The organism is Pseudomonas sp. LS44 (assembly GCF_024730785.1).
Taxonomy (GTDB): domain Bacteria; phylum Pseudomonadota; class Gammaproteobacteria; order Pseudomonadales; family Pseudomonadaceae; genus Aquipseudomonas.
The window spans coordinates 57,288-78,735 of the sequence record NZ_CP102830.1; the positions used below are offsets into that span (position 1 = coordinate 57,288).

General features: G+C 63.8%; 24 protein-coding genes. 14 read left to right on the plus strand and 10 right to left on the minus strand.

Features of this window, described 5'->3' with window-relative positions:
• Window positions 1-134 precede the first annotated feature (134 nt).
• Complete coding sequence (locus tag NVV93_RS00305; RefSeq protein ID WP_258252471.1) at window positions 135-851, plus strand: carbonic anhydrase; 717 nt, start codon at window positions 135-137, stop codon at window positions 849-851.
• Here the strand turns inward: NVV93_RS00305 and NVV93_RS00310 are convergent, their stop codons facing one another.
• Window positions 852-1,505 (minus strand): hypothetical protein, encoded by a 654-nt coding sequence (locus tag NVV93_RS00310; protein WP_258252472.1) that lies wholly within the window; start codon window positions 1,503-1,505, stop codon window positions 852-854.
• A 374-nt stretch (window positions 1,506-1,879) separates the two neighbouring features.
• Here NVV93_RS00310 and coxB point away from each other — a divergent pair, with 374 nt between their 5' ends.
• The 4 genes from coxB to NVV93_RS00330 are packed head-to-tail and all read left to right on the plus strand — an operon-like array spanning window position 1,880 to window position 6,087.
• Window positions 1,880-3,007, plus strand: coding sequence for a cytochrome c oxidase subunit II (gene coxB, locus NVV93_RS00315; RefSeq protein WP_258252473.1), 1,128 nt, complete (start codon window positions 1,880-1,882; stop codon window positions 3,005-3,007).
• A 2-nt stretch (window positions 3,008-3,009) separates the two neighbouring features.
• A complete protein-coding gene (gene ctaD / locus NVV93_RS00320; protein WP_258252475.1) occupies window positions 3,010-4,629 on the plus strand; it encodes a cytochrome c oxidase subunit I in 1,620 nt (539 codons plus the stop codon).
• Window positions 4,626-5,174: a cytochrome c oxidase assembly protein gene (locus NVV93_RS00325; protein ID WP_258252476.1), complete on the plus strand. Its 549-nt coding sequence runs from the start codon at window positions 4,626-4,628 to the stop codon at window positions 5,172-5,174. Before ctaD ends, NVV93_RS00325 begins: the two co-directional genes overlap by 4 nt.
• 25 nt (window positions 5,175-5,199) lie before the next feature.
• Complete coding sequence (locus NVV93_RS00330; protein WP_258252477.1) at window positions 5,200-6,087, plus strand: cytochrome c oxidase subunit 3; 888 nt, start codon at window positions 5,200-5,202, stop codon at window positions 6,085-6,087.
• Between the two features lie 36 nt (window positions 6,088-6,123).
• Here the strand turns inward: NVV93_RS00330 and NVV93_RS00335 are convergent, their stop codons facing one another.
• Entirely contained in the window at window positions 6,124-6,327 is a 204-nt protein-coding gene (locus tag NVV93_RS00335) for a twin transmembrane helix small protein (RefSeq protein ID WP_258252478.1), read from the minus strand.
• Between the two features lie 69 nt (window positions 6,328-6,396).
• Here NVV93_RS00335 and NVV93_RS00340 point away from each other — a divergent pair, with 69 nt between their 5' ends.
• The 6 genes from NVV93_RS00340 (at window position 6,397) to NVV93_RS00365 (ending at window position 11,222) form a co-directional block, all read left to right on the plus strand.
• Window positions 6,397-7,137, plus strand: coding sequence for an SURF1 family protein (locus NVV93_RS00340; RefSeq protein ID WP_258252479.1), 741 nt, complete (start codon window positions 6,397-6,399; stop codon window positions 7,135-7,137).
• Window positions 7,103-7,708, plus strand: a complete 606-nt coding sequence (locus NVV93_RS00345; RefSeq protein WP_258252480.1) for a hypothetical protein — start codon at window positions 7,103-7,105, stop codon at window positions 7,706-7,708. Before NVV93_RS00340 ends, NVV93_RS00345 begins: the two co-directional genes overlap by 35 nt.
• A gap of 35 nt (window positions 7,709-7,743) precedes the next feature.
• Window positions 7,744-8,817: a heme A synthase gene (locus NVV93_RS00350; protein WP_258252481.1), complete on the plus strand. Its 1,074-nt coding sequence runs from the start codon at window positions 7,744-7,746 to the stop codon at window positions 8,815-8,817.
• A gap of 17 nt (window positions 8,818-8,834) precedes the next feature.
• Complete coding sequence (gene cyoE / locus NVV93_RS00355; RefSeq protein ID WP_258252482.1) at window positions 8,835-9,734, plus strand: heme o synthase; 900 nt, start codon at window positions 8,835-8,837, stop codon at window positions 9,732-9,734.
• Between the two features lie 140 nt (window positions 9,735-9,874).
• Window positions 9,875-10,510 (plus strand): SCO family protein, encoded by a 636-nt coding sequence (locus tag NVV93_RS00360; protein WP_258252483.1) that lies wholly within the window; start codon window positions 9,875-9,877, stop codon window positions 10,508-10,510.
• A 22-nt stretch (window positions 10,511-10,532) separates the two neighbouring features.
• Entirely contained in the window at window positions 10,533-11,222 is a 690-nt protein-coding gene (locus NVV93_RS00365) for a hypothetical protein (protein ID WP_258252484.1), read from the plus strand.
• A gap of 158 nt (window positions 11,223-11,380) precedes the next feature.
• On the opposite strand, the gene NVV93_RS00370 is transcribed toward NVV93_RS00365, so the two are convergent.
• From NVV93_RS00370 to NVV93_RS00400, 7 genes are all read right to left on the minus strand, one after another.
• Window positions 11,381-12,151, minus strand: a complete 771-nt coding sequence (locus tag NVV93_RS00370; RefSeq protein WP_258252485.1) for a MetQ/NlpA family ABC transporter substrate-binding protein — start codon at window positions 12,149-12,151, stop codon at window positions 11,381-11,383.
• A 78-nt stretch (window positions 12,152-12,229) separates the two neighbouring features.
• Window positions 12,230-12,910: a methionine ABC transporter permease gene (locus NVV93_RS00375; RefSeq protein ID WP_258252486.1), complete on the minus strand. Its 681-nt coding sequence runs from the start codon at window positions 12,908-12,910 to the stop codon at window positions 12,230-12,232.
• Entirely contained in the window at window positions 12,907-13,917 is a 1,011-nt protein-coding gene (locus NVV93_RS00380) for a methionine ABC transporter ATP-binding protein (RefSeq protein ID WP_258252487.1), read from the minus strand. Before NVV93_RS00380 ends, NVV93_RS00375 begins: the two co-directional genes overlap by 4 nt.
• 276 nt (window positions 13,918-14,193) lie before the next feature.
• A complete protein-coding gene (locus NVV93_RS00385) occupies window positions 14,194-15,048 on the minus strand; it encodes a hypothetical protein (protein ID WP_258252488.1) in 855 nt (284 codons plus the stop codon).
• An 83-nt stretch (window positions 15,049-15,131) separates the two neighbouring features.
• On the minus strand, window positions 15,132-15,920 hold the full coding sequence (gene znuB, locus NVV93_RS00390) for a zinc ABC transporter permease subunit ZnuB (RefSeq protein WP_258252489.1): 789 nt from the start codon (window positions 15,918-15,920) through the stop codon (window positions 15,132-15,134).
• On the minus strand, window positions 15,913-16,725 hold the full coding sequence (gene znuC / locus NVV93_RS00395) for a zinc ABC transporter ATP-binding protein ZnuC (RefSeq protein ID WP_258252490.1): 813 nt from the start codon (window positions 16,723-16,725) through the stop codon (window positions 15,913-15,915). The genes znuB and znuC overlap by 8 nt, the downstream gene beginning before the upstream one ends.
• Window positions 16,725-17,207 carry a Fur family transcriptional regulator gene (locus NVV93_RS00400; RefSeq protein ID WP_258252491.1) on the minus strand — a complete coding sequence of 161 codons (483 nt, stop codon included), beginning with the start codon at window positions 17,205-17,207 and terminating at the stop codon, window positions 16,725-16,727. The genes znuC and NVV93_RS00400 overlap by 1 nt, the downstream gene beginning before the upstream one ends.
• 64 nt (window positions 17,208-17,271) lie before the next feature.
• Between NVV93_RS00400 and znuA the strand changes: the two genes are divergently transcribed.
• Entirely contained in the window at window positions 17,272-18,225 is a 954-nt protein-coding gene (gene znuA / locus NVV93_RS00405) for a zinc ABC transporter substrate-binding protein ZnuA (RefSeq protein ID WP_258252492.1), read from the plus strand.
• A 106-nt stretch (window positions 18,226-18,331) separates the two neighbouring features.
• Complete coding sequence (locus tag NVV93_RS00410; RefSeq protein WP_258252493.1) at window positions 18,332-18,808, plus strand: bacteriohemerythrin; 477 nt, start codon at window positions 18,332-18,334, stop codon at window positions 18,806-18,808.
• A gap of 5 nt (window positions 18,809-18,813) precedes the next feature.
• Here NVV93_RS00410 and NVV93_RS00415 read toward each other — a convergent pair whose 3' ends face one another.
• The gene (locus NVV93_RS00415; protein ID WP_258252494.1) at window positions 18,814-18,993 is read right to left on the minus strand and encodes a hypothetical protein; all 180 of its coding nucleotides are present in this window, start codon (window positions 18,991-18,993) and stop codon (window positions 18,814-18,816) included.
• 177 nt (window positions 18,994-19,170) lie between these two features.
• Between NVV93_RS00415 and NVV93_RS00420 the strand changes: the two genes are divergently transcribed.
• Entirely contained in the window at window positions 19,171-21,318 is a 2,148-nt protein-coding gene (locus tag NVV93_RS00420; RefSeq protein ID WP_258252495.1) for an adenosylcobalamin-dependent ribonucleoside-diphosphate reductase, read from the plus strand.
• Window positions 21,319-21,448 lie beyond the last annotated feature (130 nt).

The following is a 21,448-nucleotide window of genomic DNA, read 5'->3' on the forward strand; positions in this document are numbered from 1 at the left end:
ATAGCATTCAGATTTTCGCGACTAGCATGTGTTGCTTGCGCGGTCAATACCTGGGCCGGCAGTCAGTAGCCTGGACCCGGATCGGCGCCGGTCCGGTAAGCTAGTCACTGAATCGTTTGTCTGAGGTCGCCCGCATGAGTCATCAGCCCGTGAATTCCGATCCGCAAGGCGGAGAAAGTGCCGAAGAGGCGCTGCGCACCATCGTCGAGGGCTTTCAGCGCTTTCGCCAGGAGGTGTTTCCGCAGCAGCAGGCGCTGTTCAAGAAACTCGCCCATGAGCAGACGCCGCGCGCGATGTTCATCACCTGCGCCGACTCGCGCATCTCCCCTGAGTTGATCACCCAAAGTGCGCCGGGCGATCTGTTTGTCACCCGTAACGTCGGCAATGTGGTGCCACCCTATGGGCAGATGAACGGCGGCGTTTCCACCGCCATCGAGTTCGCCGTGATGGCCTTGGGTGTGCACCACATCATCATCTGCGGCCATTCCGATTGCGGCGCGATGAAGGCAGTGCTCGATCCGCACACGCTGGAACGCATGCCGACCGTGAAGGCCTGGCTGCGGCATGCCGAGGTGGCGAAAACCGTGGTGGCGGAAAACTGCGGCTGCAGCGATCGGGACACCTACGAGTTGCTCACCGAGGAAAACGTCGTCGCCCAGCTCGACCACCTGCGTACTCACCCCTCGGTGGCAGCGCGCCTGGCCAGCGGGCAACTGTTCATCCATGGCTGGGTGTACGACATCGAAAGCGGCGAAATCAAAGCCTACGATGCCGCACAAGGCTGCTTCCGGGTGATCGGCGACGGCCCGCTGCCAATGGCGACGCCGCGGGCGCGTTATCTGCCGGACTGATCAGCTGGCACGCTGTTTCTCTAGCTGTAATTCCACCCCAAGCTGGCTCGACAGGCAGGGCCAGCGTTTCCAGGCGGCCTCGGTCTCTGGGCTGCTGAGTTGCTCGCGGTAAACCTGTACCGATTCCTGGCTGAAGGTGTTCTCATCGAGCATGCCATCCACCGCGTGGTGCACCGCCTCGTCGAGTTGGTTGGCAAATGCCTCGCCGATCAGCTGGTGGGCGATCAGGTTGGCCACCGTGGTATCCAGCGGGATCAGCGGTTGGCCTAGGTGGGTGATGTAGCGGTCATTGACCTCTTCGACCACGCGATGCGCCAGATACGCCTCATCGAGCAACCCGCTCAACCCGTCATGGCCGGCCACTAGCGCCGGCGGCTGCAGAAAGAACTGTTCGGCCACTTTGAGCACCGGTTTGATCTGCGCTTCGACACCCGCCTCGCGGGCCACCTGATTGGCGGCATCCAACACGTCCGGCACTTGTTCGATATAGGCGATGACGAAGCGCGTTAGCGCGCCGAGCGCATCCTGCGTGGGTAGTTGAATCGACGGATGCAGATGCGGCAGTTGGGCCTGCAGCTGACGATGAAGCTGGTGACTGCCGGTTTCATGCTGTTGGGCTTGCTGAATCTGCGCACGCAGAGCGGAGGTATTCATGACGGCTCCTGAACTAGGACATGAGAGTGCAACGCAGGAAAACACCTTAGCTGGCTACAGCAGGCGGCTCAGACGTGATTGTCATAATTATTTATTGTTTATGCGGCCGCGATATATCACCCGTTAGAGTGTTTGCCCGCAAAAAAGGCACCGTGGCGTTTAGGACAAGGCTTCGGGGCCTTCGGCCATTTTATGTTTGACGTTGCGAGGCGAAAGCCGCTGGCTATACTCGAAATCGAAAGGCGTTACCTGATGACACCCGACTGCGCACCTGAGTGTTGAGAGTTCGGCCGTTAATTCAGTAGTACAGACAGCCGCTCCCTTAACCGCAGGCACAGCCGGCGGGATAACAAGAACGATAAGGGGAACCCGCAATGATGCGACATCCACGAGTCTGGGTGGGACTCCTGTTGTGGTCGATATTCTCTCAGGCGCAGGCTGCCTGGACAGTGAATATGGCGCCGGGGGCAACGGCTGTTAGCCACGCAGTATTCGATTTGCACATGACCATTTTCTGGATCTGCGCCGTGATTGGCGTGATCGTCTTTGGTGCCATGTTCTGGTCGATGATCGTCCACCGCCGCTCGACCGGTCAGCAGGCCGCGCACTTCCATGAAAGCACCACGGTAGAGATTCTCTGGACCGTCGTGCCGTTTGTGATCCTTCTGGTGATGGCCATTCCGGCTACCAAGACGCTGATCGACATCTACGACAGCAGCGAGTCGGATGTGGATATCCAGGTCACCGGATACCAGTGGAAGTGGCACTACAAATATCTGGGCCAAGACGTCGAGTTCTTCAGCAACCTGACCACGCCCGCCGAGCAGATCCACAACCAAGCGCCTAAAGATGAGCACTATCTGCTCGAGGTCGATCAGCCCTTAGTGCTGCCGGTCGGCGCCAAAGTGCGCTTTCTGATTACCTCCGCCGATGTCATCCACTCCTGGTGGGTGCCGGCGTTGGCGGTCAAGCGCGATGCCATTCCCGGCTTCGTCAACGAAGCCTGGTCACGTATCGAGCAGCCGGGCATCTATCGCGGCCAATGCGCCGAGTTGTGCGGCAAGGATCACGGCTTCATGCCGGTGGTGGTCGAGGTCAAATCCAAGGCGGATTACGACACCTGGCTGGCCGAGCGCAAGGCCGAGGCTATCAAGCTCAAGGAGCTGACCAGCAAGGAGTGGACGCTGGAAGAGCTGACTGCGCGTGGCGACAAGATCTACCACACCACCTGCGCCGCCTGTCACCAGGCCGAAGGCCAGGGCCTGCCGCCGATGTTCCCGGCGATCAAGGGCTCGAAGATCGCCACCGGACCGAAAGAGGATCACCTCAATCTCGTCTTCCATGGCAAGCCTGGCACGGCCATGGCTGCGTTCGGCAAGCAACTGTCGGAAGTCGATATCGCTGCCGTCATCACCTATCAACGTAACGCCTGGGGCAACAACAAGGGCGACATGGTAACGCCAAAAGACGTGCTGGCCCTGAAGCAGGCTGAGGAGCAATGACCATGAACGCAGCCACCGAATCCGGCCACGTCGGCCACGCTAGTGCGGGGCATGATCATCACCACCACGGTCCGGCCAAGGGCTTGATGCGTTGGGTGTTGACCACCAACCACAAAGACATCGGCACCATGTACCTGTGGTTCAGTTTCGCCATGTTCCTGCTGGGCGGCAGCATGGCGATGGTGATTCGTGCCGAGCTGTTCCAGCCGGGCCTGCAGATCGTGCAGCCGGAATTCTTCAACCAGATGACCACCATGCACGGCCTGATCATGGTCTTTGGCGCGGTGATGCCGGCCTTCGTCGGCCTGGCCAACTGGATGATCCCGCTGATGGTCGGCGCGCCGGACATGGCCCTGCCGCGCATGAACAACTTCAGCTTCTGGCTGCTGCCGGCGGCCTTCGGCCTGCTGATCAGTACCCTGTTCAGCGATGCCGGCGGGCCGAACTTCGGCTGGACCTTCTACGCGCCGCTGTCGACCACCTACGCGCCAGAGAGCGTCACCTACTTCATCTTCGCCATCCACCTGATGGGCATCAGCTCGATCATGGGCGCGATCAACGTGATCGCCACCATCCTCAACCTGCGCGCCCCGGGCATGACCCTGATGAAGATGCCGCTGTTCGTCTGGACCTGGCTGATCACCGCGTTCCTACTGATCGCGGTGATGCCGGTACTGGCCGGCTGCGTGACCATGATGCTGATGGATATCCACTTCGGCACCAGCTTCTTCAGTGCCGCCGGCGGTGGTGATCCGGTGCTGTTCCAGCACGTGTTCTGGTTCTTCGGTCACCCCGAGGTGTACATCATGATCCTGCCGGCATTCGGCGCGGTCAGTGCGATCATCCCGGCGTTCTCGCGCAAGCCGCTGTTCGGCTACACCTCGATGGTCTATGCCACCGCGTCGATCGCCTTCCTGTCGTTCATCGTCTGGGCACACCACATGTTTGTGGTCGGCATTCCGCTGGTTGGCGAACTGTTCTTTATGTACGCCACCCTGCTGATCGCCGTGCCCACCGGGGTGAAGGTGTTCAACTGGGCGTCGACCATGTGGCAGGGCTCGCTGACCTTCGAGACGCCGATGCTGTTCGCGGTGGCCTTCGTCATCCTGTTCACCATCGGCGGTTTCTCCGGGCTGATGCTGGCCATTGCTCCGGCGGACTTCCAGTACCACGACACCTACTTCGTGGTCGCCCACTTCCACTACGTGCTAGTGCCGGGGGCGATCTTCGGGATCTTCGCCTCGGCCTATTACTGGCTGCCGAAATGGACCGGCCACATGTACGACGAAACCCTCGGCAAGCTGCACTTCTGGATGAGCTTCATCGGCATGAACCTGGCGTTCTTTCCGATGCACTTCGTCGGCCTGGCCGGCATGCCGCGGCGGATTCCGGACTACAACCTGCAGTTCGCCGATTTCAACATGGTCTCGTCGATCGGCGCGTTCATGTTCGGTGCCACCCAGTTCCTGTTCCTGTTCATCGTTATCAAGTGCATCCGCGGCGGCCAGCTGGCGCCGGCCAAGCCTTGGGATGGCGCTGAAGGGCTGGAATGGACGATCCCGTCGCCGGCGCCCTACCACACCTTCAGCACTCCGCCAGAACTCGAAGTGAGCCACAAATGAGTGATTCGCTGTCGACCCGAAGCCTGATCAAACGCCTGCTGCTGCTGGTGGTGGTGATGTTCGCTTTCGGCTTTGCCCTGGTGCCGATCTACGACGTGATGTGCAAGGCGTTCGGCATCAATGGCAAGACCGGCGATGCCTATTCCGGCACGCAGACGGTCGACGAACAACGTCAGGTGCGCGTGCAGTTTCTCGCCACCAACGCCAGCGACATGACTTGGGGCTTCCAGCCCAAGGCGGATGCGCTGATCGTCCATCCGGGGGCGACCAACGAAATGCTGTTCGTCGCCCACAACCCCACTGACAAACCGATGACCGCCCAGGCCGTGCCCAGCATCGTGCCTTCGGCGGCTGCGGCGTATTTCCACAAGACCGAGTGCTTCTGTTTTACCCAGCAGGTGTTGCAGCCAGGTGAGCGCATCGAGATGCCGGTGCGCTTCATCGTCGACCGCGACCTGCCCCAGGATGTCTATCACCTGACGCTCGGTTACACGCTGTTCGACATCACTGCAAGCAAGCCGCCGGTAGCCAAAACCGGTAGCTGACGAGCCGCTAAGGAGAACAAGAACAATGGCAACGCACGAGCAGTATTACGTTCCCGCGCAGAGCAAGTGGCCGATCATTGCCACCATCGGCATGTTGATCACGGTGTACGGACTAGGCACCTGGTTCAACGATTTGAAGGCGGCGCGGCCGGAGTCCCATGGTCCGCTGATCTTCTTCGTCGGCGGATTGATCCTCGCCTACATGTTTTTCGGCTGGTTCGGCGCCGTGGTCAAGGAAAGCCGCGGTGGCCTGTATAGCCCGCAGATGGATCGCTCGTTCCGTTGGGGAATGAGCTGGTTCATTTTTTCCGAGGTGATGTTCTTTGCCGCGTTCTTCGGCGCGCTGTTCTACGTGCGCACCTGGGCCGGGCCGTGGCTGGGCGGCGAAGGCGACAAGGGCGTGGCGAACATGCTGTGGCCGAATTTCCAGTACACCTGGCCGCTGCTCAACACGCCCGATCCAAAGCTGTTCCCCGGCCCCAAGGAAGTCATTGATCCGTGGCACTTGCCGCTGATCAACACCATCTTGCTGGTCACCTCGAGTTTCACCGTGACCTTCGCCCACCACGCGCTGAAGAAGAACAAACGTGGTCCGCTCAAGGCCTGGCTGGCGCTGACCATCCTGCTTGGCGTGACCTTCCTGTTCTTCCAGGCCGAGGAATACATCGAGGCGTACCAGGAACTTGGCCTGACTCTCGGCTCGGGCATTTACGGCGCCACCTTCTTCATGCTCACCGGCTTTCACGGCGCGCACGTGACCATGGGTGCGTTGATTCTGACGGTGATGCTGGTGCGCATCATGCGTGGCCACTTCGATGCCGATCAGCACTTCGGCTTCGAGGCGGCGAGTTGGTATTGGCACTTCGTCGATGTGGTGTGGATCGGTCTGTTTATCTTCGTCTACGTGCTGTGATCGAAGCGGCGTCAACGGGGGTTGGCGCCGCCGGATTTACCAGGTCACATGGGGTGACAGTTGGCCGCTGTAGAAGCCCCAGGCGATGAGCGCCAGGGTGAGGGCAGCGAGAGTCACCCGCACCATCAGGGCGTTGACCACGCGAGAGCCGTGACCTTCGTCCTTGACCAGAAAAAACAGGCCACTGAAAAGACTCACCACAGTGGCTAGCAGTAAAAGGGCGATCGCGGCCTTGAGCATGGCGAGACTCCGGGGGTAGGGGATGCAGTTCAGTATAACCAGCCAGCAAGGCCAATTCGGGAGGCTCTTATGAGCCATTTCCGTCCTGGACTGCTGCCGACCCTGATTGTCTTGGCGCTGTTGCCACTGTTGATCGGTCTGGGTGTCTGGCAGTTGCAGCGAGGCGAAGAAAAGCGCCAGTTGCTGGGCAGTTACGAGGCCCGTCGGAGTGCCCCGGGCGTCGATCTCAACCAGCTGGAACAGAGCAGCGATCCGGCCTATCGGCGTGTGCATCTGCGTGGCCAGTTCGATAGCCAACACAGCCTGTTGTTGGATAACCGCATCCACGACGGCAAGGTCGGTGTGGAGTTGCTGCAACCCTTCTATGACCAGCCCAGCGGCCGGTGGGTACTGCTCAATCGCGGCTGGCTGCCGTGGCCGGATCGCCGCCAGGCGCCGCAGTTCGACACCCCGGACGCCCCGCAAACCCTCGATGCGTGGGTCTATGTGCCACCCGGCAAAGCCTTTCAGCTCCATGCCGATCAACCGGGCAGCGACTGGCCACGCTTGGTCACCGTGGTCGATCCGCGCGCACTCTGGCAACAGTTGCGGCGCGATGGTCTGCCTTTCGAACTGCGCATTCAGTCGGGCCCGGCCGCCTACCTAGCCGATTGGCCAGTAGTCGCCATGAGCCCGGAAAAACATCAGGCCTATGCCGTGCAATGGTTCGCCCTGGCGATCGCCTTGTGTGGCTTGTTCATCTATTTCGGAATCCATAACGCACGGGGAAATTTGCATGGGACTCGGCATGAATCCAGCCACTCTCTCTGAACCGACTGCTGAGCCGTCGACCCCGCGTCGCGGGCGTGGGCGTTTGCAGTTGATCATGTTGCTGCTGCTGGTGATCGGCCCGATGATTCTCGCGTCGGCGATGTACCACTGGCGCTTCTGGGTGCCGGAAGGTCGCAATTTTCACGGCACCCTGATCGGCGATGGCCAAACCCGCGCCGACCTCGGCGTCCAGGCTGGCGATGAGGCACGCTGGCAGTTGCTGGTGGTCGCCCCGGCGGACTGCGCCGCGGAATGTCGCGAGCTGGTGTATATGGCCCGGCAGATCCAGATTGGCCTCGGTCGTGAGGCCGGCCGCGCCACTCACGCACTGTCGGCCGCCAGCCCGCTGGCGGCGGATTACGAGGATCTGTTGCGTCGCGACTACCCGCAGTTGCAGCGCTACCCGCTCGATCTCGGCGCCTATCGACAAGCGCGGGACAGCGTGCCGGCGGCGCACCTGTGGATCATCGATCCGCACGGCAATTTGGTCCTGCGTTACGACACCAAGGTCAAAGGCAAGGCGATCCTCAATGACCTACGCCTGTTGCTGAAACTCTCGAACATCGGTTGAGCAGTCCCTCCGCGTGCGGAGGGTTAGGAGAGGTTGTGGAGACACGCAAGCGCAAGCCCGGCTATTACCTGGCGCTGATCGCCCTGCTACTGGCGGTGCTGGTCGTCCTGCTCGGTGCCTACACCCGGTTGACCCATGCCGGCCTCGGTTGCCCCGATTGGCCAGGCTGCTACGGTTTCATAGCCGTACCACAGAGCGAGACCCAGCTGGCGCATGCCGAGTTGCATTTCCCCGAGGCGCCGGTGGAGGCGCACAAGGGCTGGAACGAGATGGTCCACCGCTACTTCGCCGGCGCCTTGGGCCTGCTGATTCTTGCCTTGGCTGGCCACGCGCTGCTGCGCCGCGGCCGCGACGGCCAACCGCTCAAGTTGCCGTTACTGCTGCTCGGCGTGGTCGTTGCTCAAGCCGCATTCGGCATGTGGACGGTGACTTTGAAACTCTGGCCGCAGGTGGTCACTGCGCATCTGCTCGGTGGCTTCACCACCCTGGCGCTGCTGTTTCTCCTGACCCTGCGCTTATCCGGCGGCCCGCTCGTCATGCCGCCGCTGGTACCGCGGCTGCGGCACCTGGCGGCGCTGGGCCTGGTCTTGGTGATCGGCCAGGTCGCGCTGGGCGGCTGGGTCAGTTCCAACTACGCGGCGGTGGCCTGCATCGATCTGCCCACCTGCCATGGGCAATGGTGGCCGGCCATGGATTTCGCCAACGGCTTTCACCTCACCCAGCACATCGGCCCCAACTACCTCGGTGGCCAGCTCGATAGCGACGCGCGCACCGCCATCCATATGACCCATCGGCTCGGCGCGCTGGCCGTCAGTCTGGTCTTGCTCGGCCTCGCCTGGCAGCTCTGGCGTCACGACCTGGGCCGCTTGGCCGGGCTGCTGCTGGCGCTGCTGGCGCTGCAAATCAGCCTGGGGGTCAGCAACGTGTTGCTGCATCTGCCGCTACCAGTGGCCGTGGCGCACAACGCTGGCGGCGCCGCGTTGTTGTTGAGCATGGTGCTGGTCAACTATCGCCTGCGCGCGCTGCCGGTGGCGGCGCGGGTCGAGACGCAAACAACTTCTTCGCGAGCAGCCCTCGCGCCTACACCCATTGTCCAGGTTGGCAAATAAGACCGAGGAGAGACTCTATGGCTACTCTGCTGCGCGCCCACCAGGACCACGCCAGCTGGCGCGATTACCTGGAACTGACCAAACCGAAAGTGGTGGTGCTGATGCTGATCACCTCACTGGTCGGCATGTTCCTTGCCACCCGGGCTGGGGTGCCGTGGACGGTGCTGTTGTTCGGCAATCTCGGCATCGGCCTGTGCGCCGGCGGTGCGGCGGCGGTCAATCATGTGCTGGACCGGCGCATCGATTCGATCATGGCGCGCACCCACAAGCGGCCGGTGACGGCCGGGCGGGTGTCGCCGCTGGCGGCGTTGAGCTTCGCGCTGCTGCTGTCGGTGGCCGGCATGGCGTTGCTGCTGACGTTCACCAACCCGCTCACCGCCTGGCTGACCCTGGCCTCGCTGCTCGGCTATGCGGTGCTCTACACCGGCTTTCTCAAGCGCGCCACGCCGCAAAATATCGTCATCGGCGGCTTGGCCGGAGCAGCCCCGCCGATGCTCGGCTGGGTGGCGGTGACCGGCCATCTGGACCCTGGCGCATTTCTGCTGGTGCTGATCATCTTCGCCTGGACCCCGCCGCATTTCTGGGCGCTGGCGATCCACCGCAAGGAGGAATACGCCAAGGCTGACATCCCCATGCTGCCGGTCACCCATGGCGAGCATTACACCAAGGTGCATATCCTCCTTTATACCTTCGTGCTGCTGGCGGTGAGCCTGCTGCCGTTCACCATCCACATGAGCGGGCCGCTCTATCTGGCCTGCGCCGTGCTGCTCGGCGGACGCTTCCTGCACTGGGCGTGGGTGCTGTACCGTGACAGCAAACCGCACGCGGCGATCAACACCTTCAAGTACTCTATCGCCTACCTGTTTCTGCTGTTTATCGCCCTACTCGTCGATCACTACTTACTGCTGAGCCTATGAAGCAGCCCTCACAGTGGCTGCGCTCGGCCATGCGGCGTTAAAAATGGCTTCGGAATGCTCATTTACAGCTCGTAAACTCCGCTTCCTCAGCCATTTTTGCCTTGCCTGACCTTCGCTCGCCGACTTTGAGGACTGCTTCAATGACCCGTACCCAGAAAACCGTCTTCGCCCTGGTCGCCCTGGTCGCCGTGGTATTCGGTTTGACCGTGCATAAAGTGCTCAACGGCCGCAGCCATGGCGATCCGGCGGCGATGATCGACGCCGGCATCATCCTGCTGCCGCAGAGTCGCGACCTGCCGAGTCTCAGCCTGACCGACCAGAACGGCCAGGCGGTGCAGGTCGATGAGCTCAAGGGCCAATGGAGCCTGCTGTTCTTCGGCTACACCTTCTGCCCGGACATCTGCCCGACCACCCTGGCTCAGCTACGCGAGCTGAAGACTCTGCTGCCGCCGGAGGCGCTCAGCCGCCTGCGCGTGGTGCTGGTCAGCGTCGATCCGCAGCGCGATACACCGACCCAGCTCAAGCAATACCTCGGCTATTTCGATCCGGCGTTCCAGGGCCTGACCGGCGAACTGGAGAACATCCAGAAGCTCGCCAACGCGGTGAGCATCCCGTTCATTCCGGCCAATACCAGCAAGCCCAACTACACCGTCGACCACAGTGGCAACCTGGTCATCATCGGCCCGGACGGCACCCAGCGCGGCTTCATCCGTTCGCCGCTGAACAATCAGAAACTCGCCACCCAGCTGCCCGAACTCCTGAAAAGCGACGGCTGAGTCGCGCCGGGAAAGGACGCCCATGCCCGATCTCCCGTATTTCTCGCGGATTGGCGGCATCGCCAGCCTGCTTGGCGTGCTGCTGCTGTTCGTCGCCACCCTGCTGCATCCGATGCAAACCCCGCCGTGGGACGCGCCGGCGGCGTTCGCCGAGTACGCCGCCGACCGCCACTGGGTCGGCAGTCATCTTGGCCAACTGCTCGGCGTGCTCCTTGGCGTGATCGGGCTGGCGGCGCTGACCGCGCGCTTGTGTGACGGTCGCGCCGGCGTCTGGGCGCTGCTGGGCTTGTTGCTGGCCACGGTCAGCCTGGCGCTGGCCTTCGCTCTGCAGGCGGTCGACGGCGTGGCGCTAAAGTTGATGGTCAGCCGCTGGCACGACGCCAGCGAGGCGAGCCAGGCGCTGGTGTTCGAGGCCGCCTATGGCGTGCGGCAGATCGAGGCCGGTCTGGCCAGTCTGATGGGCATCGGCTTCGGCATCACCATCCTCTTCTACGGGGTGGCGCTGTGCCTGAGTGCGCGCGCCCCGACCTGGCTCGGCCTGAGCGGTTTGTTGGCCGGCGCCGCCGTGCTGGCTTCTAGCCTGGTGCAGGCGCACACCGGCTTTTCTGCGTTGGCGATGAACAGCAGCATGCCCAGTTCGCTGTTGCTGATGCTGTGGCAGATCGCCGTCGGCGTGTACCTGCTGCGCGCCGGACAAGAAAAGGTCATGTAGGGCGGGTTAGCCGCAGGCGTAACCCGCCGTTAATGTCAGGACATCGGCCTGTTGGCGGGTTACGCCGCTGCACGGCTAACCCACCCTACCAATCGCGATGCGTACAGTCATGAAAAAGCCCGCTCATGGAGCGGGCTTTTTGCGTTGCGGTCAGGCGATCAGAATGCCGGCACGATCGCGCCTTTGTACTTCTCGAGGATGAACTGCTTGGCCTCCGGGCTGTGCAGGGCGCTGACCAGCTTCTGCAGGGCGGCGCTGTCCTTGTTGTCCGGGCGGGCGACCAGGATGTTCACGTACGGCGAGTCGGCACCTTCGATCACCAGCGCATCCTTGGCCGGATCGAGCTTGGCTTCCAGCGCGTAGTTGGTGTTGATCAGCGCCAGATCGACCTGGGTCAGCACGCGCGGCAGGGTCGCGGCTTCCAGTTCGCGAACCTTCACGCTCTTCGGATTCTCGACGATGTCCTTCGGCGTGGCGGTGATGCTCTGGTTGTCCTTGAGCTTGATCACCCCGGCCTTGTCCAGCAGCAGCAGCGCGCGGCCGCCGTTGGTGGCGTCGTTGGGGATTACCACGGTAGCGCCCTGCGGCAGTTCGGCGAGGCTTTTGATCTTGGTCGAATAGGCGCCGAGCGGCTCGATATGCACGCCAGCGACGCTGACCAGGTTGGTCTTGCGGCTGCTATTGAACTCGTCCAGATACGGCTGGTGCTGGAAGAAGTTGGCGTCCAGGCGCTTCTCGGCGACCTGCACGTTGGGCTGCACGTAATCGGTGAACACTTTGACGTTCAGCTCCACGCCTTGCTTGGCCAGGCTCGGCTTGAGGAACTCGAGAATTTCCGCGTGCGGTACGGCGGTGGCGGCCACGCTCAGGGCTTCCGCTTGGGCGGAGAAGCTGGCGACTACGGCCAGGGCTGCGATCAGTTTCTTCATCATTGACTCTCCTTGTGGGATCTACGACGCGGCTCCGCGGGTAGCGGTCGCCGCATGGGTTGTTGCTTACGGAAAAAGTTACTTGCGGGAAAAATGCACCACCAGACGGTCGCCAACGCTTTGCAGCAGCTGCACCAGCACCAGTAGCAGGACCACGGTGACCAGCATCACATCCGGTTGATAGCGCTGGTAGCCATAGCGCACCGCCAGGTCGCCGAGGCCGCCGCCACCGATCAGGCCGGTCATCGCGGTATAGGACACCAGGGTAATCGCAGTGACGGTAATCGCGGCGATGATCCCCGGCCGCGCTTCCGGCAGCAGGGCGTTGAGGATGATCTGCCGGGTCGTCGCGCCCATCGCCTGGGTGGCCTCGATGATGCCGCGGTCGACCTCGCGCAAGGCGGTTTCCACCAGTCGGGCGAAGAACGGCGTGGCGCCGATCACCAAGGGCGGAATGGCGCCGGCGACACCCAGCGAGGTGCCGGTGATCAGCACGGTCAGCGGGATCATCACGATCAGCAAGATGATGAACGGCAGCGAGCGCAGCACGTTGGTAACCAGCGACAGCACCCGATACAGGCCTTTGTGTTCGAACAACTGGCGCGGCCCGCTGAGAAACAGCAGCACGCCCAGCGGCAGGCCGAGGAGTACGGTAAACAGCAGCGAGCCGCCGAGCATCAACAGGGTGTCGAGCGTCGCCTGCCAGATTTCCAGCCAGTCGATATTAGTGAAGCTCAGGGTGGTGAATAGCTCGTTCATCCGCGCAGCACCTCCATATGCACATCGGCGGCCTGGAAATGCGCCTGCGCGGCGTCCAGATCACCGCCGGTGATGGCCAGGGTCAACTGGCCGTAGGGCGTGTCCTTGATGCGGTCGATGCGCCCGGCGAGGATGCTGTAATCCACCCCGGTGGCCCGCGCCACGGTGCCAAGCAGCGGCGCGTAGGTGGCCTGGCCCTGAAAGGTCAGGCGCAGGATGCGCCCCGGGACGTGCGCGAAATCGTCGCGTTGTTCGTGCTCGTCGACCTGCTCGGCCTCGAGCACGAAGCGCCGGGTGGTCGGATGCTGCGGATGGAGAAACACCTCGGCGACTGGGCCCTGTTCGACGATCACTCCGCCATCCATGACCGCCACCCGGTCGCAGACCCGGCGGATCACGTCCATCTCGTGGGTGATCAATACGATGGTCAGCTTCAGCTCGCGGTTGATCTCTGCCAGCAGCTGCAACACCTGCGCAGTGGTTTGCGGGTCGAGGGCGCTGGTGGCTTCGTCGCAGAGCAGGATTTTCGGCCGGGTCGCCAGTGCGCGGGCGATGCCGACGCGCTGCTTCTGACCGCCGGAAAGCTGCGCCGGATACTTGTTGGCGTGCTCGTTGAGGCCGACCCGCTCGAGCAATTCGGTGACCCGTTGAGCGATCTCGACGCGGCTCAATTCGCCGGCCAGCTTGAGCGGCAGGGCGATATTGTCGGCGACGGTTTTCGAGGCGAGCAGGTTGAAGTGCTGGAAGATCATCCCGACTTGCTGACGGAAGCGCCGCAGGTCATTGGCGTCGAACGCGGTGACGTCTTCGCCGGCGACCACAATGCGTCCGCCGGAGGGTTCTTCGAGGCGGTTGATCAAGCGCAGCAAGGTGCTTTTGCCGGCCCCGGAATGGCCGATCAGACCGAACACTTCGCCATCGGCGATGGACAGGTCGGTCGGTTGCAGCGCAGCAATGCTGCGGCCGTTGACGAGGTACGCCTTGTGGACGCGGTCGAATTCGATCACTGGGACGAACCTTTTGGGCGCGGAATAGTGAGAGTAGGCGGTAGGCCGAAGGCGCGCATTCTAGCCTGCCCGCTTATGCGGTCTTAGCTTTTGTTTACTCAATAACTGACTGAAAAAGCATAAGGCGATAAGCGGCCGGTAATAGTCGTCGGATGGGTTGAGACGCGCAGCGTCGATACCCGTCGATCCGTGTCGCATGGGTATCGCTGCGCTTCGGATAGGCGTCCCCACCCATCCTACGGAGCCCTTACCCGTTAGCGACGACGCTTCAGTCGATTAGCCCTGCGGGCTAAGCACCAGGCGCGGCGCCTGATCGGCTTTCAGTGCTTGGCTCAGGCTGGGCACGAAGCCCGGATCGAGGCGCTTGATGCGCGCCGACAACAGCGCGGCGACCCACGGGAAATCCTTGGCCTGGCGCACTTCGATGCGCACCGCGCAGCGGAAATTCACCACATCGGCGGCGACGCTGTCGAGCAGGCCGCGCAGCTGTTCGTTGTCCTGACTGTCGAGCATCGGCAGGGCCACCACGGAGCTGGCGGCGGCCGGGTCGATCAGCCGTGCCTGGGGCGCCGCGGGTGCGCTGACCGGCGCGGCGCTCGCCACTTGGCTGGCTTGCAGCGCCGCGGCCTGGCGCAATTGCTTGGCTTGCTCGGCGCGTGCGGCGGCTTCCTTGGCGGCGGCTTCGGCCTGGGCTTGGCTCGCCGCCGCGGTGGCGCGGGCTTGGGCGGCGCTCTGCTCGGCACTGCGCGCCTGGCTGATCGCGCTGTCGAGGCCGGTGGTCAGTGCCGGGGCCTGCGGCATCATGCTGCGCGCCTGAGCCAGGGCTTGGCTGGCGGTATGCAGATCGCCCTGTTGCAGAGCGCGTTGGCCCTGCAGCAGATAGGCCTCGGCGAGACTGCGCTGCAGCGATTCGAGGCGGGTGTCGCCGGCTGCGCGGGTCTTCAGGGCGGCGAGCTGGCTGGCGGAGCTGTCCAATTGGCCGGCGTCGATGCTTTGCTGCAGTTGACTGAAGGCGCTGACCAGTTCATCGATGGGCAGGTTGGCGGGCTGCTGTTGGGGGGCCTGCTGGCAAGCGGACAAGGCCAGGCTGAGGGCGACGAGGGACAGACAACGGCAGGCGAACAGCTTCATTCCGGTGGGTTCTCGAATAGCGCAAAAAACGCGCGAGTCTACACTGCGTGACCCGCGCGACCAAATTCGTCCAGGGTCCGCCGTCAGGCCAGACGCCGCGGCAGCGCAAAGCTGCAGAGGAACAGCGTGGCCGCGGCGACCACGATCGAGGGTCCGGCCGGGGTGTCCTGAAACCACGACAGCGCTAGTCCGGCGCCGACTGCCAGCAAGCCGAGCAAACTGGCGCCGAAGGCCATCTGCTCGGGAGTGCGCGCATGGCGCTGCGCAGCGGCGGCGGGAATGATCAGTAAGGAGGTGATCAACAGCACGCCGACGATCTTCATCGCCACCGCGATCACCACCGCGATCAGCAGCATCAGCGCCAGGCGCAGGCTGGCGACCGGCAGGCCTTCGACCTTGGCCAATTCCTCGTGCACGGTGACCGCCAGCAGCGGCCGCCAGAGAAACAGCAGGGCCAGCAACACCAGCGCGCTACCGCCGACAATCCAGGCCAGGTCGGTGGGCGACACCGCCAGCAGGTCACCGAACAGATAGCCCATCAGGTCGATGCGTACATCCTTCATAAAGCTCAGCACCACCAGGCCAAGCGACAAGGTGGTCGGCGCGAGAATCCCCAGCAGGGTGTCGGAGGCCAGCGGCTGGCGTTGTTGCAAGGCTACCAGCAGCACGGCGAGGAGCAGACAGCCGGCGGTTACCGCCAGGGTCGGGCTGACGTCGAGGAGCAGGCCGAGGGCCACGCCGAGCAGCGCGGCGTGCGACAGGGTGTCGCCGAAATAGGCCATGCGCCGCCAGACCACGAAGGAGCCCAGCGGACCGGCGACCAGCGCCAGGGTCAGGCTGGCGATCAGCGCGTTGAGGAGAAAATCAGGCATGGTTGCAGCCGTCTCCGTGCATGTGCGGTTGCCCGGAAACTGGGTTGAGAATGGTCAGCCCGCCGCCCGGCGGATTGACCACCGCGCCATGCAGGTCGTGGGCGTGGTCGTGATGGTGGTGATAGACCGCCAGCGCTGGCGCGGCGCTGCCGAACAGCTCGACGAAGGCCGGGTCGTTGCTGACCTGTTCCGGGTGGCCGGAGCAGCACACATGCTGGTTGAGGCAGACCACCTGATCGGTGGTGCTCATCACCAAATGCAGGTCGTGGGAAACCATCAGCACCCCGCAGCCGTGGCGGTCGCGCAAGCGGGTGATCAGCTGGTACAGCTCGGCCTGGCCGGCGACGTCGACGCCTTGTACCGGCTCGTCGAGGACCAGCAATTCGGGCTCGCGCAGCAGCGCCCGGGCCAGCAGTACGCGTTGCAGTTCACCGCCGGAGATGGTCTGCAGCGGGCTGTCGAGGACCTGTTCGGCGCCGACTTCGGCCAACGCCGCTAGCGCACTGGTGCGCGTCACCCCGGGCAGCAGGCGCAGAAAACGCAGCACCGAGAGCGGCAGGGTGGCATCCACATGCAGTTTCTGCGGCATGTAGCCAATACGCAGCTTGGACTTGCGCCACACGCTGCCGCGGTCCGGCTTGAGCAGGCCGAGCACGGCGCGCACCAGGGTGGTTTTGCCGGCGCCATTGGGGCCGATCAGGGTGACGATCTCGCTGGGTTGCACGCTCAGCTGCACATCGTCGAGCACGGTGTGCCCGGCGAAGCTCACGCCCACGCCGCTGAGTTGGATCAGCGCGCTGCTCATCAGGCTTGCCGGCAGCCGGCGCACACGCCGACTACTTCCACGGTTTGTTGTTCGACGCTGAAACCGACTTCGGCGGCGCCATCGATGATCACCTGGCTGATCGCCGGCTGCTGCAGCTCGATAGCCGCGCGGCATGTGCGGCAAATCAGAAACTGACCCTGATGGACATGCGCCGGGTGGTTGCAGCCGACGAAGGCGTTGAGCGAGGCAATGCGGTGCACCAGGCCGTTCTCGAGGAGAAAATCCAGGGCCCGATAGACCGTCGGCGGCGCGGCGCGGCGGCCGTCTTCTTCGGTCAGCACGCCGAGAATGTCATAGGCGCCGAGCGGCTTGTGGCTCTGCCAGACCAGTTCCAGCACGCGCTTGCGCAAGGCGGTCAGACGCACGCCCTGGCGTTCGCAGAGCGCTTCGGCTTCGCTCAGCGCGTTGTGCACGCAGTGGGAATGATCGTGGGGGCGCGAGGCCAGCGGCGTGAGGATCATGAGAGTGGCGACAGGATGAATAAGGACGTTATTCTATAACAATTCCGTCTCCGAGTGCGCGTCCATGTTGCGATCCTTTTGTCTGTTCCTCTGCCTGCTCGCCAGCGCCGTTCACGCCGCGGACGCGCCGGCCGAAGTGCGCGTGCTGACCAGTATCAAGCCGCTGCAACTGATCGCCGCCGCGGTGCAGGACGGTGTCGGCCAGCCCGATGTGTTGCTGCCGCCGGGCGCCTCGCCGCATAACTACGCGTTGCGCCCGTCGGATGTGCGACGGGTCGGCGAGGCAAGCCTGCTGTACTGGATCGGTCCCGATCTGGAAGGCTTCCTGCCGCGCGTGCTGGCCGGGCGCAGTGGCCCGAGCGTGGCGCTGCAGAGCCTGCCGGGTTTGCAGCTGCGGCATTTCGGCGAAGGCCACGGCGAGGCTGACGAGAATCAACATGAAGAACATCGCGAGCATGACGATCACGACGCTGAGCATGACCACGATCATCGCCCCGGCACCCTCGACGCGCACCTCTGGCTGCTGCCGGCCAACGCGCGGGTGATCGCGACCAAGATGGCCACCGATCTGGCCGCTGCCGACCCGCGCAATGCGCCGCGTTACCAGGCCAACCTCAAGGCCTTCGGCGAGCGCCTGGAAACTCTCGACCAACGCCTCAAGCAGCGCCTGCAGGGCGTGGCCGGTAAGCCGTACTTCGTTTTCCATGAAGCCTTCGATTACTTCGAGGCGGCCTACGGGCTGCAGCATGCCGGAGTGTTCAGCGTGGCTGCAGATGTGCAGCCGGGCGCCCGGCATGTTGCGGCGATGCGCACGCGCTTGCAGCAGGCCGGGCCGAGCTGCGTGTTCAGCGAACCGCCACTGCGGCCAAGGTTGGCCGAGACGCTGAGCGCCGGGCTGCCGGTCAAATTGGCCGAGCTGGATGCCCTAGGCGTGGCCGCGCCGCTCAGCGCGCAGGGTTACGAGCAGCTGCTCGACAACCTCGCCGGGACCCTGGCCGGCTGCCTGGAACGCCTCTAGTCCGCCACTCGCCGATATTGATCCGGATCAATACCGGCGCTGCTGCGTCCACCTAGTCTGCCGGCTTGGCCCGCTCGTTGCGGGCCCCGGCATGGGGAAGCGCGCAGTGACGCAACTGGTCTGGCAGAACGACCTGAACACCGGGATCGGGGTGATCGACAATCAGCACAAGCGCATCGTCGAGATGATCAACCGTCTGTACATCGCCCGTCATGGCAGCGCTGGGCGGCCGGCGGTGGCGGCGGTGATCGAGGAGCTGGTCGACTACACGCAGTCGCACTTCGCCTTCGAAGAAACCCTGATGGAAGACGCCGGCTACCCGCTGAGCTGCGCGCACAAACGCGTCCACGAACTGTTCATCCGCCGCGTCGATGAGTACCGCCTGCGCTTCAAGGCCGACGAGGACGTTGCCGAAGAGCTGCAGCAACTGCTCGCCCGCTGGTTGTTCAACCACATCCGCAACGACGACGCCGGCTATGCCGACACGGTGCGCCAGAGCATGGCCGCGCTGACCAGCGACCGCAGCGAGGGAGGCTGGCTGGCGCGCTCGCTGCGGCGCTTCTTCGGCGGCGTGCCGACCTAGCGGGTTCAGCGCGGCAGGTTGTGGAACGAAGGTGCCGGGATGTAGCAGTGGCCGCCACCGGAGTAGCAGGGCTGGAGGGCGGCGGTGCGCACCGAGAGACTGGGCTTGAGGGTAGCCGCAGCGAGCAGCGCGACGAGGGCGGCCAGCGATAGGCTGACAAGGAATTTCCGGGCGGAGTGCGGCATATGGAGCTCCGGCGCCTCGTAAGGGCGCATCTGTTGTTGTTGTCTAACCACCATAGGCCAGCGCCGGCGCGTTGTTCCTCGTCCAAATGGAGTAGCCGGGGGAAATGCGATGAACGGCACCATGGGCGGCCAGCCTGTCTAAGGTGTCTATAACCCTGTTGCACAGGAGGAGTGACCATGCCCAAGTCTGGCCAGGAACCGCAGAACCGCACTTCGGCCGAGCTGCCGCTACAGCCGGCCTCGCTGGACATCTGGGACAGCAAATACCGGCTGCGCGATCGCCACGGGCAGGCCCTGGATGCCGACCCGGATGCCACCCGGCGCCGGGTGGCGCGCGCCATCGCCGCGGTGGAGGCGGACGAGTCGCTGCGTAGCCACTGGTACGAGCGCTTTCTCTGGGCCTTGCGCAATGGCGCACTGCCAGCCGGGCGGATCATCGCCAACGCCGGTGCCGAGGCGCACAAGCCGGCCACCTCGACGATCAACTGCACGGTGTCGGCGACCATCGGCGATTCGATGGACGCCATCCTCGGCAAGCTCCACGAAGCCGGCCTGACCCTCAAGGCCGGCTGCGGCATCGGCTACGAATTCAGCACCCTGCGCCCGCGTGGCGCCTACGTGTCCGGGGCTGGCGCGTACACCAGCGGGCCGCTGTCGTTCATGGATATCTACGACAAGATGTGCTTCACGGTCAGCTCCGCCGGCGGCCGACGTGGCGCGCAGATGGCTACCTTCGACATCGCCCATCCGGACGTGCGCGAGTTCATCCGCGCCAAGCGCGAAGACGGCCGTTTGCGCCAGTTCAACCTGAGCCTGCTGATCAGTGACGATTTCATGCAGGCGGTCGAGGACGATGCCGACTGGCCGCTGCTGCATCCGCTGCCGGCCAGCCAGCGCGACCAGTTCGACCTCGCCGATCCGGCGCAGGTGCGCTGGCGCGAGTGGCCGCTGCACGACGGCTACCTGGTCGATGAGCAAGGCCAGGTGGCCTGCAAGGTCTACGGCCAGCTGCGCGCGCGGCACCTGTGGGACATGATCATGGTCGCCACCTACGACTTCGCCGAGCCGGGCTTCATCCTTATCGACCGGGTTAATCAGTGGAACAACAACTGGTGGTGCGAGGCGATTCGCACCACCAACCCGTGCGGCGAGCAGCCGCTGCCGCCCTACGGTGCCTGCCTGCTCGGCTCGATCAACCTGACCGGCTTCGTTCTCGACCCTTTCGGTGAGCGGGCGCGGTTCGACTGGGAGCGCTTTCGCGAAGTGGTGCGGGTGTTCACCCGCATGCTTGACAACGTGGTCGAACTCAACGGCTTGCCGCTCGAGGCGCAACGTCACGAGATCCTCGACAAACGCCGCCACGGCATGGGCTTTCTCGGCCTCGGCTCGGCGCTGTGCATGCTCAAGCTGCGCTATGGCAGCGCCCAGGCCTGCGTGTTTACCGAGGAGGTCAGCCGCGAGATGGCACTGGTCGGCTGGCAGATCGCCCTCGACCTGGCCCGCGAGAAAGGCCCGGCGCCGCTGCTGACGCGCGACTTCGAGGTCAGCGCGGCGCTCCTGCGTCAGCGCCCGGAGCTGGCCGCCGATGGCTACCAATTGGGTGACCGAATTCCCGGGCGCATCCTCCATGCGCGCTATTCGCGCTACATGCAGCGCCTCGCCGAACATGCGCCGCAACTGGTCGCCGAGCTGGCCGAGGTCGGTGCGCGCTTCACTCACCACAGCTCCATCGCGCCGACCGGGACGATCAGCCTGAGTCTGGCCAACAACGCTTCGAACGGCATCGAGCCGAGTTTCGCCCACCAGTATTCGCGCAACCTGATCCGCCACGGCCGCAAGACCAAGGAGAAGGTCGAGGTGCTCAGCTACGAGCTGCTGGTCTATCGCGCGCAGGTCAACGCCGCCGCCCGGCCGGGTGCCGACAACGCGGCGCAGCGCTTGCCGGAGTACTTCGTCAGTGCCGACGACATCGGCCCACAGGAGCATGTGGATATCCAGGCGGCGGCGCAAAAGTGGATCGATTCGTCGATCTCCAAGACCGCCAACGTGCCCACCGATTATCCGTTCGAGCAGTTCAAGGACATCTACCGCTACGCCTGGCAGCAGGGCCTCAAGGGTTGCACCACGTTCCGCTTCAACCCGGCGGCGTTCCAGGGCGTATTGGTCAAGCAGAGCGACCTGGAAAACACCCGTTACCGCTTCGAACTGGAGGACGGCAGCACGGTCGAGCTGCGCGGCGATGAAGACGTCGAATACGACGGCGAGCTGCACAGCGCCGCGAATTTGTTCGAGGCGTTGAAGGAAGGTTATTACGGTAAGTATTGAGGCGGCGCTTTGCTCCCCTCGCCCATTGATGGGAGGGGGGCCGGGGGAGAGGGAGCAGCTCGGCGGCGTGGCCGGGATCGGCGATCGGAGCGAAGAGCCAGGGTAGGAGCGAATTTATTCGCGATAGACA